The organism is Mucilaginibacter rubeus, assembly GCF_014643835.1.
Classification (GTDB): Bacteria; Bacteroidota; Bacteroidia; order Sphingobacteriales; family Sphingobacteriaceae; genus Mucilaginibacter; species Mucilaginibacter rubeus.
Genome location: NZ_BMKD01000001.1, coordinates 160,266 through 174,090, shown reverse-complemented (window position 1 = coordinate 174,090; position 13,825 = coordinate 160,266). Strand labels below are relative to the sequence as shown.

10 protein-coding genes are annotated in these 13,825 nt (G+C 43.2%); all 10 read right to left on the bottom strand.

What is annotated here, in order from left to right:
* Positions 1-24 precede the first annotated feature (24 nt).
* The 10 genes from IEX80_RS00745 to IEX80_RS00700 all read right to left on the bottom strand — a co-directional run bounded on the left by IEX80_RS00745 (position 25) and on the right by IEX80_RS00700 (position 13,706).
* The gene (locus IEX80_RS00745; protein ID WP_188831619.1) at positions 25-4,215 is read right to left on the bottom strand and encodes a hybrid sensor histidine kinase/response regulator; all 4,191 of its coding nucleotides are present in this window, start codon (positions 4,213-4,215) and stop codon (positions 25-27) included.
* Positions 4,216-4,530: 315 nt separating this feature from the next.
* Entirely contained in the window at positions 4,531-5,301 is a 771-nt protein-coding gene (locus tag IEX80_RS00740; RefSeq protein WP_090524609.1) for a 3-keto-disaccharide hydrolase, read from the bottom strand.
* A gap of 18 nt (positions 5,302-5,319) precedes the next feature.
* Positions 5,320-6,195, bottom strand: coding sequence for a sugar phosphate isomerase/epimerase family protein (locus IEX80_RS00735; protein ID WP_090524607.1), 876 nt, complete (start codon positions 6,193-6,195; stop codon positions 5,320-5,322).
* 50 nt (positions 6,196-6,245) lie between these two features.
* Positions 6,246-7,139 (bottom strand): hydroxypyruvate isomerase family protein, encoded by an 894-nt coding sequence (locus IEX80_RS00730; protein ID WP_090524605.1) that lies wholly within the window; start codon positions 7,137-7,139, stop codon positions 6,246-6,248.
* A gap of 2 nt (positions 7,140-7,141) precedes the next feature.
* Complete coding sequence (locus IEX80_RS00725) at positions 7,142-8,392, bottom strand: nucleoside permease (RefSeq protein WP_090524604.1); 1,251 nt, start codon at positions 8,390-8,392, stop codon at positions 7,142-7,144.
* A gap of 34 nt (positions 8,393-8,426) precedes the next feature.
* Positions 8,427-8,870, bottom strand: a complete 444-nt coding sequence (locus tag IEX80_RS00720) for a c-type cytochrome (RefSeq protein ID WP_090524602.1) — start codon at positions 8,868-8,870, stop codon at positions 8,427-8,429.
* A 142-nt stretch (positions 8,871-9,012) separates the two neighbouring features.
* On the bottom strand, positions 9,013-10,320 hold the full coding sequence (locus IEX80_RS00715) for an MFS transporter (RefSeq protein WP_090524599.1): 1,308 nt from the start codon (positions 10,318-10,320) through the stop codon (positions 9,013-9,015).
* Between the two features lie 438 nt (positions 10,321-10,758).
* Positions 10,759-11,811 carry a sugar phosphate isomerase/epimerase family protein gene (locus IEX80_RS00710; protein ID WP_176623863.1) on the bottom strand — a complete coding sequence of 351 codons (1,053 nt, stop codon included), beginning with the start codon at positions 11,809-11,811 and terminating at the stop codon, positions 10,759-10,761.
* A gap of 26 nt (positions 11,812-11,837) precedes the next feature.
* Positions 11,838-12,989: a Gfo/Idh/MocA family protein gene (locus tag IEX80_RS00705; protein ID WP_229701470.1), complete on the bottom strand. Its 1,152-nt coding sequence runs from the start codon at positions 12,987-12,989 to the stop codon at positions 11,838-11,840.
* 150 nt (positions 12,990-13,139) lie between these two features.
* Positions 13,140-13,706, bottom strand: coding sequence for a gluconate 2-dehydrogenase subunit 3 family protein (locus tag IEX80_RS00700; protein ID WP_090524595.1), 567 nt, complete (start codon positions 13,704-13,706; stop codon positions 13,140-13,142).
* Positions 13,707-13,825 lie beyond the last annotated feature (119 nt).

The following is a 13,825-nucleotide window of genomic DNA, read 5'->3' as shown; positions in this document are numbered from 1 at the left end:
TATATTTTCGAAGTAAATATAATGTCAATTCATTAAACCTGCATTATGTCCGTTTATATATTTACCCCATTTTTCAAGCATCTCCATTAAGTCAGAAAGTTTCATGGGCTTGCTCAGATAGTCATTCATCCCGGCGTCAATACATGCCTGCTTATCTTCAGGCATTGCGTTTGCGGTCATGGCAATAATTACCGGCTGGTCCTGCATGTTACTGCGGATAAAGCGCGTTGCTTCCAAACCATCCATATCGGGCATTTGTACATCCATCAAAATCAGGCTGTAATGTTTTGTTACCATAGCATTTAACGCAACATGCCCATTTTCCGCAATATCAGCGCTATAGCCCATTTTACTTAACATATGCATAGCAAGTTTCTGGTTTATTAAATTATCCTCGGCTATCAGAATGCTCATGGGGTAATTTTTAGCAAAATCCTTAGAAAACGCTGTTTGTACCTGCTGGTACTCAGTTTTAATACCGCTGCCGGCTTTTAACTGCTCAACAATATGCTTATGTAACAGATTATGCTTTGTAGGCTTAGTCAATACCGCATTAAATATGTTGTCTTCCCGTTTACTTTGTTCACTGCCTATCGAGCTTAATAATACAATGGGCATTTCAGGAAATTTCCGTTTTACTTCTTTAGCCAGCTGCAGGCCATCCATTTCGGGCATGCTCATATCTGTTATCAGCAGGTCAACATGCTCATCCTGATCGTTAAGCACTTTCAATGCCTCAGTTGCCGATGCCACAACTACAGGCTCATATTTCCACTGCCTCAGCTGCGTGTCAATTATATCGCGATTGGTAGCATTGTCATCAACAAATAAAATACGCTTGTTTTCAAGCTCGGTAAGGTTAAGGTAAACGTAATTTCGTTTTACCTTTTGTCCCACTTTTGATTTTAAGGTGAACGAGAAAGTAGTTCCCCTGCCTATTTCGCTTTGTACGCTGATTTCGCCACCCATCAGCTTAACCAGTTTTTCGCTTATAGCCAAACCCAAACCGGTGCCCCCATACTTACGTGTGGTACTTGAATCAACCTGCGAAAACGGCTTAAACAAACGCTCCAGTTTATCCTCGGCAATGCCGATGCCTGTGTCCCTTATTTTAAAGATCAATTCAAGGTCGTCATCTTTTTGCTCTTTTACCCCTACCAGTATAAAAACTTCGCCCTGGGTTGTGAATTTCACCGCATTGCCTACCAGGTTAATCAGGATCTGTCGAAGACGTATCGAATCGGAAATAATTTGTACCGGCACATTATGTTCAACCTGGTAAACCAGGTCAAGATTTAACCGCGAAGCCTTTTCGGCAAAAACATCCAAAACGCCTTCTATACAATCACGCAGGTCAAAATCCTCTTCATCAAGCTCCATATTGCCCGATTCAATTTTAGAGAAATCAAGAATGTCATTGATAACCGTTAATAGGGCATCGCCGCAATTTTTTATAGTTTCGGTATACTCCTCCTGCTCGCTGGTAAGCCGGGTACTGGCCAGCAATGTTGCCATACCGATAACCCCGTTCATAGGTGTCCGGATTTCGTGGCTCATGGTAGCCAGGAAAATACTCTTGGCCTTATTGGCGCTTTCGGCTTCTTCACGGGCTTTTTCTGATGCCTCGCGGGCCAGGCGTTCATTCGCTGTCATTTTTACCAGGCTTTCGGTACGTTCCTTTACCTGGCGCTCCAGTACGGTTTTTTGTGCCTTCAGAAATTTAATCCGGTATTTAAAAATAAAGTATACCAAAGCAATTATGGTTGCCGCGGCAATTAATTTAAACCACCAGGTTAACCAAAACGGCGGCACAATGGTAATTTTTAATCCCGCTGAAGGCGGCGACCATAACCCTGACGTATTCTGATACTTTAATTTAAATGTATACTCGCCCGGTGGCAAATTGGTGTATGAAGCGGTATTCCGGCTTCCCACGTTGTTCCAGTCTGTGTCGAAGTTTTCGAGTATGTAACTGTACTTCTTTTTATCCGATGAAGAGTAATCAAGCGCCGCATACTGTAATGTAATTACAGATTGAGTATAGGATAATTTGATTGATTTGGTATCACTTATATCTTGTTTCAAGGGAGATGGGTCATCCTTGCCGAGAGCAATTTTCACGGTTTTATTGAACAATTGAAAATTGGTGATAACCAGGGGCATAAAGGCGGATGGTTTTAAGATCTGTGCGGGTGTAAAGGAATTGAAACCATTAATCCCCCCAAAAAAGATCCTGCCATCCTTAGTTTGCAGGGCCGAATGTGATTTAAACTCTTCATCCTGTAAACCATCTTCAATAGTATAGTTTTTAAAGGTGTTCTTAACCGGATCATAGTTGGATAAGCCATTATTGGTGCTAACCCATATGGTGCCCAACTTATCTTCGCGCACAGCATAAATAACATCGCTTGGTAAGCCATTTTTGGTTGTAAACGCCGTAAAATGTTTGGTAACCGGGTTAAATAGATTAAGCCCCGAAAGTGTACTAATCCAGATGCGGCCTTTACTATCCTCAAACAAATCGGGGACGCTGTTATTGCTGATGCTGTTACGCCTCTCGTCGTGCTGAAACCGGGTGAAGGTACCTGTTTTCCTATCCATCAAATTGAGGCCGGCATCAAAAGTGCCGACCCAAAAATTGCCGTTATGATCCTCAAGCAGGGAATAGATCCTATCGCTGCTGATACTTTTAGGATCATTAGGATCATAATTAAAAGCCGAAAATGTACCCGATTTTTCGTCGTACAGGTCGAGGCCGCCGTTATAGGTGCCTACCCAAATGCGGTTATCGCGGGTTTGGGTAAGGGCATAAACATTATTATTACTTAAGCTGCCGGGTTTTGCCAGGTCATGTTTAAAGCCGGTAAATTTGCCCGTGGTGGGATTAAACCGGCACAAGCCATCAGCCCAGGTACCTATCCAAAAGTCACCCTTAAAATCCTGGATGATGTTCAATACATAATTTCCTGCCAGACTATTGGCATTAGCCGGATCATTCACATAGTGTTTAACAGTACCATCCTTGTTAAACACATTAACGCCGCCCCCGTCGGTACCTACCCAAATATTACTATCCTGATCTTCATGCAGACAAAGTACAAAATTATTGGCCAGGCTGTTTGGCGATGAGCTATGCCTGAAATGCGAAAAGCTTTCGGTACTGCGCTTATACAGGTTAATACCGCCACTAAATGCCCCCAGCCACATATTACCCATCCTGTCCCGGCAAATACTGTAAATGGAATTACCATTCATACTGCCCCTGTCAATATCATCATGCTTATAGCCTGTTATTTTTCCGGTAACCGGGTTCAGGATATTAACGCCATTATTTTCGGTACCTACCCACAAATTACCGTTCAGGTCCATGCTTAATGCCAAAACAGTATAGCCCGAGATGGTGCCCGAATCTTTTTTATTCTGGAGGTAATGTTTAAATGTGCCTTTTCCCGGGTCAAATAAATTAAGCCCGCCATCTTCGGTTCCTACCCATAACCTGCCCGCAATATCTTCATAAATAGTACTTACATACCCTCCTGAAATACTGGTATTTACCCCCGGCTGGCTTTGATATCGTGTAAAAGTTTCCTTCTTTCTGTCAAAAAGGTTAAGGCCGTGGCTCAGGGTACCAACCCATAAACGGTGTTTGGAGTCTTCCTTTAACGCGGTAACATCATCGTCACTTAATGACGACAGGTCGGCCTCGTTGTGTTTGTAATGGGTAAATTTATTTTGGTAGATATCAAACCTGTCGAGCCCGCCTTTTTGGCTGCCTATCCATAAAATACCATCATGATCAAATATCAGCCTGTTTACAAAATTACTCGAGATGCTGTTTGAATTGGCGCTGTCATGAAAGTAATGTATAAACTTACCTGTTTTACGGTCGAGTTTATTTAGGCCAAAAAGTGTAGCGAGCCATATGTTGCCCTCTTTATCTTCGGCAATATCTGATATCAGGTTACTGCTTAATGAATTATCATCCTGGATACTGTGCTTATATATCACAAAGCCGTACCCGTCATACCGGTTAAGGCCGTCGCGGGTACCTATCCACATAAAACCCCGGCTATCCTGAATTATGGTACTTACATTAATTTGTGATAAGCCCTCCCGGGTACCGATATGTTCAAACTTAAGGTTCCTATCCTGCGAAAACCCATTTCGGGCACTCAGCAAGGCAACCACAACAAACAAATATTTATAGATATTCAAAATAACAGGCTGTGTTGAGTTTTAATGTTCCTGAAAATCCGCTCCAAAAGAGAAACAGAAATGGTTTATAGTTAGCTTATACGGCTATAATATTTATAAGTTTAATGTTGACAAAAAAAACCAATCATATAAAACTGAAAGCGGAATGCGCCAAACTAAAGCTAATAAGCTAATTAGTAAATAGATTATATATAAAACGAATACAGCGTTGAGCAACCGTAGATTCTGCCATTAGAATATTAAATACGGTACCATAAAAAAAGCCTCCCGGCATTACCAGGAGGCTCATCATATTTTCAACAATAGCAGCGTTGTTTACAGCTCTCTTACCCAAATATTGCGGAAGCTAAGCGGCTCGCTCTTATCGCCATGGGCCTGTAACTTAATTGGCGACGGGCCATGTTTTTTACCTTCATAAGATGGTTTGCCGATGTATTGAGTAGGACCAAGCAGCTCAAAGTTGTTTTCAACCAACACGCCATTGAAAAATACGGTAGCCCTTGCTGCCGATTTCAATGAACCGTCTTCGTTAAATACAGGAGCGGTCCAAATTACATCATAAACATTCCACTCGCCGGGTTTGCGACCAGGGTTTGCCAGTGGGATCACTTGCTTATACAAGCTGCCTGCCATGCCGTTAACATAAGTTTTGTTTTCGTACGAATCTAAAACCTGTAGCTCATAACCTGCATCACCTTTACCTATCGAAGCTAAGAACACGCCGCTGTTGCCACGGGCCTGCCCGCTGCCTGTAATGTTAGCAGGCACTTTCCACTCAATATGCAATTGGTAATTGCTGAAAGTTCTTTTGGTTTCAATATTACCGGTAGCTTTATTTACGGTAAGTACATCACCTTTAACCAGCCATTTAGCCGGGGTTTTATCTTCAACAGAAACCCACTCGTCAAGGCCTTTACCGTTAAACAAAATAATTGCGTCTGAAGGGGCATCGCCTAAATTTTTGCCCGGCGTAACTACTTTAGGTACCGGTTCCCAAATCTCGGTGTCTTCAGGTTTGGCATTTTGCGCGTTTGCCATGAAGCAGCTTCCTGCTAAAAGGGCGGTTAGTATTAATGGATATTTCATCTCTCTAAAATAATTGGTTTAAACGTGAAGCGTATTTTTAAGATATGAAGCGCTTTTTGCAATGCTCACATACGGATCAATATTGGTATAGTTTTCCTGCTCAACAATAAAGTGCTTAATGCCCGCAAGTTTAGCTTTACCCAATATGGTTTTGAAGTCGATATCACCGTTACCTATTTCTGTATTTAGTTCGGCATTGGTTTTATCCCTGTCTTTAACATGCACAAAAGCGAAACGGCCGGGGTGTTTTTCAAAAATCTCAACCGGGTTTTTACCGGCGCGTACTACCCAGTAAAGATCCATTTCCATGGCCACCAGTTTAGGGTCGGTGTTGTTAAGTACTACATCGTAAAAAGTAGTATCACCGACAGGCGCCCACTCAAAGTTGTGGTTATGGTAACCTAATTTTAAGCCCGATGCTTTCAGTATCTCGGCAATCTTATTCATTTTCTCGGCAACGCCTTTGCAGTCGTCAACCGTTTTAATAAAGTTGTGGTTTAAAGAAGGGATAATAATGTGCGACTGGCCAATGGTATTGGCAACCTCAATGTATGCGTTCAGGTCGTCAGTTTTACCAGAGCCAAAGTATTCGTCCAGTCCGTAATGACCGCTTGGAGTTGTTAAGCCATTATCTTTTAATAGCTGACTAAATTCTTTACCTTTTAATCCCCAATATCCTGTTTCTTTGTTAAAGCCAAAGGTTTCAACCTCATTATAACCGGCTTTTGCCACTTGTGCAATAACACCTTTTACATCTTTGGGTAATTGATCGCGCAGGCTATACAATTGCAGGCCCACTTTATTTGAAGCTTTCGCCGATACCAATTTCGGTGCAAGCATTGCGCCTGCTGCCATTAATCCGGCTTGTGCTAAAAATGTTCTTCTGGTTGTCATGTATTTGTTTTATTAGTTTAGCTTTTTAGAGTGATAAGGTGATGTAAGGTTTAAACATCACAAATATGCACCGCCTTTTTAAGCGAAGCTATTTTATCTTTCTGTTTCGGGATGAACTCCTGCGCTACAAAACCCTTATGCCCTACCTCAACAATGGCACGCATAATGGCCGGATAGTAAAGTTCCTGTGTTTCATCAATTTCGTTACGGCCGGGAACACCGCCGGTATGGTAATGAGCGATATACTGATGATTAGCGCGGATATTGCGGATCACATCGCCTTCATCAATTTGCATGTGATAAATATCATACAGCAATTTAAAGTTTTCCGAACCGAGCCTGCGGCAAAGTTCCGCGCCCCACTCTACCCTGTCGCACTGGTAATCTTTATGGTCAATTTTGCTGTTCAGCAGTTCCATTACCAATATTACGTTGTGTTTTTCGGCAAGGGCTACCATAGGTTTAAGGCCTTCAACGCAGTTATTCCAGCCTTCCTCGTCGGTTTTACCGCGACGGCTGCCGCTAAAGCAGATCAGGTTTTTATAACCGGCTTCTGCCACCAGCGGGATCATTTTGGTATAGTTTTCATGCAGCTTGGCATGAAACTGTTTATCGCCAAAACCATCGGTAAGGTTGATCTCGGCACCGTTGCACATTGAGGAGAACAAGCCATATTTTTTTAGTGTAGGCCAGTCTGAAGGGCCAACCAGGTCGATCCCTTTTATGCCGATATCCTTAGCGGCGGCACAAAGCTGATCTACCGTAAAATCGCCGTAACACCAGCGGCATACAGCATGGTTAATATTGCCTTTGAGCTTATCATCAGCCTGCATATGTTTTTCAGTTTCGGTGGTAAATGAAGATAATACACCCGACGCGCCAATTGCGGCCGTGCCCGCGATCATGCTTTTAATAGCCGACCGCCTGTTTTGATTTGATGCCATAATTATATTTCGGTTTGTGCTGATGGTTCCTGAATATCCAAACCTGGTTTTGTGGCCATGCTTGTTTTATCTTTAAATAAAGCGAGGAATAATATCAATACCACAGCGGCAATACCTGCCGGTATAAGCCAAATGGTTTGCCAGTTATGTGATGTATCTGATACTTTCCAATGATCAACAATAGGGCCTGAAATGTACGAACCTATAAGCATTCCTACGCCATAAGTTGCTAAGGTAATAAAGCCCTGGGCCGCGCTTTTAAAACGCTCGCCCGCTAAATTATCGGTATAGATCTGCCCGGTTACAAAGAAGAAATCGTAACAGATACCATGCATTACTATACCCGCAATAAGCATCCAGTAGCTTGAACCTGCGTCGCCGTAGGCAAAGAATATATACCGCAGTACCCAGGCCAGCATACCGATAGCCAGCATTTTTTTTACACCGAACCGCACAAAAAACAAAGGCATCGCTGCCATGAACGCCAGCTCGGATACCTGCCCCATGGCCTGTACACCGGCAGCGGCTTTAACGCCCACTTCATTTAAAAAAGGGTTGGTAAAGTTGTAGTAAAACGCCAATGGTACACATATAGCTACCGACGCCAAAAAGAAAATTAAATACGACCTGTTTTTTAACAAGCCGATTGAATCTAAGCCAATGATATCGCCAAATGTGGTCTTCTGCCCTCTTTTTACCGGAGGGGTATCAGGCAATGTAAAGCTCAATAAACCCAATATGAGAGATGCTATTGATGCCATTTTGAAGGTGAGCACAAGCGTTCCGCTTTTCTCCCATCCTAATAAGCCGATAACTATCCCTGCAACGATCCACCCGGCTGTGCCGAACACCCTGATTAAAGGGAACTCCTTACTGGGGTTTTGCATCTGCTTAAATGAAACCGAATTTACCAGTGCCAGTGTTGGCATGTAAATGATCATGTAAAACAGGATATTAGGGTAAAACTTATCAAAATCAGCTATGGTAGTTGCATAATAAAGTGAGGCAGCGCCCAACAGGTGCAGTACACCCAGGATCCTTTGTGCCGAAAAGTATTTATCAGCAATAAGTCCGATCACAAAAGGAGCGATAATGGCACCTAATGATTGCGTTGCGTAAGCACCAGCATTTTGCGTTCCGGTAGCTTTTAACGTAACCGTTAAATAAGTGCCCATTGTTACAAACCACGCGCCCCAGATAAAGAACTCCAGGAACATCATTGTTGAAAGTTTTACCCTAATTCCGATAGTCATAATTATACTTTAAGGTCGGATTTAATTACCCTTATTATTTTTTTAATGATAAAATGTACTGTACAATTTCTTTGGCATCACTTTCAGGTAATGAAGGGTGCGGGGTCATGGCTATGTTGCCCCAGTTACCGCTGCCGCCACTGATGATTTTTTTGGCAAGCATATCGATATTAGCCTGTGAAGCATCATATTTTTTAGCGATATCCTGGAATGCAGGGCCGATAACTTTGGTATCAACTTTATGACAGGTGCTGCAATCTAACGTTGCTATTAATTTTTCGCCGGTTGCTGAACCTGCAGAACCGCCTGTTGATTCGGTACCGGTTTTAGCTACAACTGTATCTGCATCAGAATTTGCCGCTTTAGCAGATTGATTTGCACCCTGGGTACTGTCGCTGCCACCGGTGTTTTTTGATGAATTTCCGCCACAGGCAGCAAAAGCCGCGCTGATACAAAGAATAACGAATACTTTTTTCATAAGAGTTTAATTGTTGTTTTCGATGATAACCTAACAGAAAATCTGTTCCTTAACAAAGCTCCTGCTATTTTTCATCATGTAATTTTAATTGGGTTGGTTAATGAGGCGAAAATTACAATTTTTTATCATAATTAAAACCCTATTAAACCGATATAGCGCCTAATGAAGCAGTTTTTTTACGTGAGCGCATGTAAATTACCAATCCTATAAATGCCACGATTAATACAACCGGTATAATCAGGGTTGTGTTTAACACTTCCGGACCGGCCGCCGACCGTGCGGCATCGAACGCCTTCGCCATTTCAGAGCCAGCCGGCGCCGAACGGTAAGCATCCAGACTGGCACCTGCCGGTAATTTCGAAGCCATTATTTTATCGTAAAAACCGCCCATAAATATCATATAAATAGACACTCCGAACATGCCCGCGCCGCCCATCAGGTTTAGGCCTACAGCACCGGTACGCGGCAGGTTTTCGGCCACAAAGCCTATCATGCAAGGCCAAAAGAACGCTACCCCTAAACCAAAAACTACTGCTGCGAAGTAAATAGCATCACCATGCAGGTGTACCATCAGATAAATGCCCAATGCCGATAATATGGCCGAGATTAGCAGCACTCCCTGAGGTGCCAAACGATGAACTATCGGGCTTGCAAACGCGCGGCCCAATACCTGTACCGAGGCAACAAAAGTTAAAATAAGGATGGCGTTGTCCGTAACTGTTTTGAATAAAACGTCAGTCCACTGGTTGGTGAATAATTCGGTAATAGCTGTTCCGAACATACAAATGATCATGAACAGGAACAAGGGATTGATCAATGCCTTATACATATCCTCGGTACTTACACCGGCAGATACACGCTCGGTAACCGGGAAATCCAATTTCGAGAACAGGTACCCATAAGCAATGGTAGGGATCAGCATCAAAGCAATTTCAACCTGCGAGATCCAGTATGGTTTGGGCGATACGCCATGGGCCAAAGTGGTATCCAGACCGAATACTATTAAAGTACCTATTACTATGCCTGCCGGAAACCAGAGGTGAAAGTGATTAAGCTTTGTAGTTTTATTATCTGTATATAGCGAAGCTACAAGCGGGTTACATGAAGCCTCAACCGTACCATTAGCAATACCAATCATTAAGGTAGAAAGAAACAGCGTCCAGTAGCCATTGGCAAAAATGGTAAGCAGGATCCCCACCAGGTGAAATACGAAGGCTGACACCAGCAGCTTTTTCATACCAATGATATCGACAATAAAGCCGCCTACAATGATAGCCAGCGGAAAGCCCCAGAAAGCGGTTGCTGCAATGGTACCCAGTTGCGAAGCGTTCAAATGAAATCTTACGCCCTGGTCATTCAAAATCCCGGCACGGATACCGAATGATAATGAGGTTACCAGCAACGACAGGCAGCTTGCCCTGAATAGCTGTGTACGGTTAATAGTTTGCATTTTAAATTATTTAAGGTTATTTGATAATTGGTTAATTGGCTGTATCAAAATGCTTTTACTGAATTGTTTCAGCTGTATTCGCCGGTTGGTAAATCCCATCTTTACAGGCCGAATCATTAATTACACCAGGGCGCAGGCATGTCACCCTGAGCTTGTCGAAGGGTCGTGCGCAGAGGCCTAACCCACTATGCTTCGACAGGCTACCCATGACACCCGTTTTTGATCTGGCATTTGTAGATCCAGACTTACGAAGTTTTAAAAACTTCGTAAGTCTGAATTCATGTCGTCATGCTGAACTTGCTTCAGCATCCCACTTGCCAGGCAGCCATACTAAGCACTCGCATACCTATCTTATGGGGTGCCGAAACAAGTTCGGCATGACGCGTTTTTTAAATTCAATAAATCCGAAATCGAAAATCCGAATTCCGAAATCGAAAATTAGATCCCTAACGTTTTCCTGTTGAAAGCATCATCAGAACCTGATGCTGCGAAATCATCAAAAGCACGTTCAGTTACACGGATAATATGATCTTTAATGAATGGAGCGCCTTCTCTTGCACCATCTTCCGGATGTTTAAGCGCGCATTCCCATTCAAGCACAGCCCATCCTTTATAATCATATTGCGTTAATTTACTAAATATCGATTTAAAATCAACCTGTCCATCACCTAATGAGCGGAAACGGCCGGCGCGGTTAACCCAGCTCTGGTAGCCGCCGTAAACACCCTGACGCCCGGTTGGGTTAAACTCAGCATCTTTAACGTGGAACATTTTTATGCGCTCATGGTACAGATCGATATATTCCAGGTAATCCAAACATTGCAATACAAGGTGCGACGGATCATACAGCAAGTTAGCACGCTTGTGGCCTTTTACATGATCAAGGAACATTTCGTAAGTGATACCGTCATGCAGGTCTTCGCCCGGGTGAATTTCATAGCAAAGGTCGATGCCGTTTTCTTCGTACACATCCAGTATCGGTGTCCAGCGTTTAGCCAGTTCACCAAAAGCGGTTTCAACAATCCCGGCAGGGCGTTGCGGCCATGGGTATACCATAGGCCAAAGCAGGGCGCCGCTAAAGGTAACCGAAGCATTTAAACCTAAATTTTTTGAAGCCTGCGCAGCATATTTCAATTGCTGCACAGCCCATTTTTGCCTTTCGGCCGGGTTACCACGTAAATGCTCGGGTGCGAAACCGTCGAACAGATCGTCATAAACCGGGTTTACCGCTACCAGCTGGCCTTGAAGGTGGGTTGATAGCTCAGTGATCTCTAACCCCGCGGCATTAACTATACCTTTAATTTCGTCAGCATAAGTTTTGCTCTCGGCTGCTTTTTGCAAATCGATGAAACGGGTATCATTTGTTGGCAGTTGCACACCTTTGTAGCCTAAACCCGCTGCCCACTGGCAAATAGATTCCAGGCTGTTAAATGGTGCCGCGTCGCCTATAAACTGTGCTATAAATATGCCAGGTCCTTTTATAGTAGTCATGTTTTTTGTTTTAAATAGATGGTGGATTAAATAGTGAAATCAGTCCATTTAACGTCCGATTTACCTGATGCTATCACATTTTCGATAAAGGCCATTCCCCGAACGCCTTCTTCGATACCCGGAAAATCAAGTTCTTCGGGAGTGGCCTGCTTACCTTCTAAACCGGCTTTAACAGTCAAAGCAAAATTACGGTACAGGTTGGCGAATGCCTCCAGATAACCTTCGGGGTGACCGGCAGGCGTACGTGTATTATGCTGCGCGAATGAGCTGGTATAACCACCACCGGTGCGCCAGGTTTCGGCAGGTTTATCAGTATACATCACCGTAAGCGAGTTAGCATCGCTCTGGTGCCATTCCAAACCGCCTTTTTCACCATAAACCCTTATCTTCACATTATTTTCTTCGCCGGCTGCAATTTGGGTAGCCGTGAGCACGCCGCTTGCACCATTGTTAAATTTTAACAACGCCGCGCCGTCATCATCAAGCTTGCGGCCTTCAACTACGATGTTAATATCCGCACAAATTTTAGTAACCTGTAAGCCGGTAACATACTCGGCCAGGTTAAATGCGTGTGTACCGATATCGCCCATGGCACCTGCAATCCCGCTTTTACCCGGATCGGTACGCCATGAGGCTTGCTTGTTATCTTCTCCTTCTAAAAAGCTGCTCAACCATCCCTGCGGATATTCAACATAAACTTTTCTAACGGTTCCTATCTTACCTGCTTTGATCAGTTGCTTGGCTTCTTTAACCATTGGATAGCCGGTGTAAGTATGCGTAAGGCAAAAAAGTTTACCCGATGCACTTACTACTTTCTCCAGTTCCTTAGCTTCTTCAAGTGAAAAGGTCATCGGTTTATCAAGCACCACATGAAAACCATTTTCGAGTGCCATTTTGGTTGGGGCAAAATGCACATGATTGGGCGTTACAATGCTGATCACCTGCACACGTTCATCCTCGGGCAGTTGCTTTTCTTTTTCAATAAGTTCCTGGTATGAGCTATATGAGCGGCTTGCCGGTAAACCAAGCAAAAGACCGCTGGCCTGCGATTTTTCGGCATTACTGCTAAAAGCACCGCAAACCAGTTCATATTCGCCATCAATACGGGCAGCTATGCGGTGTACGGCACCAATAAAGGCACCTTGTCCGCCGCCTATCATTCCTAATCTTAATTTCATTTGTTTTTGTTGGGGTTGATGTTTTTTGATGATTAAACGCTTCTCAATCGATTGTATACATCAAAAACAGCATTATTACATAATGCTGTTTTTGATAGCAATTCAAATTTTATAAAAATCAAAGGTATAATCAATTGATATTGCAATTTTTTAGGTTGCCCAGGCTTTATCACCTTTTTTGTATGGCAGGTTACCGTCATATTTACCAGGAACGGCTATATAACGTAAGGCCTGTGTGGCACCCGGTTTTGAAGTGAAGAAACCCAGCAGGGTTAATTCCTTCAGCATCCTGAAGTAATGGTTAGGATCTTCCGGTTTTTTTGTTTTGGTATAGGCTTTTTGCTCTTTGTCAAGCTCGGTTAACAGTTCTGTACGTTGCTCAGGTGTAGCCTCTAAAAACTTTTTGCCAAATTTTTTGTCGCTCGCATCATTCAGGTCTTTAAGGCCTTTAGTGAAAATTTTCTGATCATCGGCAGTATAGCAATCCTGTACCATTACGGTCATAAATTTGCCAATTTCGGCAGCTTTAGCACCCGGGGTTGAAGTTGCAGGTAAAATGGTTTCACCGATTTCATCCATCAGGGCCACATCATCCTGTGTAAAAAGGTCGTTTACTTTCGGCGAAGATGGTTTACATCCGGAGATGAAAAACTCGGCGCCGATGATGGTACCGCCAAGGATCAAACCTACCCTGCCTATCGCTTCTCTTCTATTCATAAATTAGTATTGATTTAGTGAATTAATGAATTAGTGATTTTAATTAATTGAGGAATTAGAGAATTAGTGACAGCAATTTTTCAATCACTAATTCACTAACTCACTAATTCACTAATTAT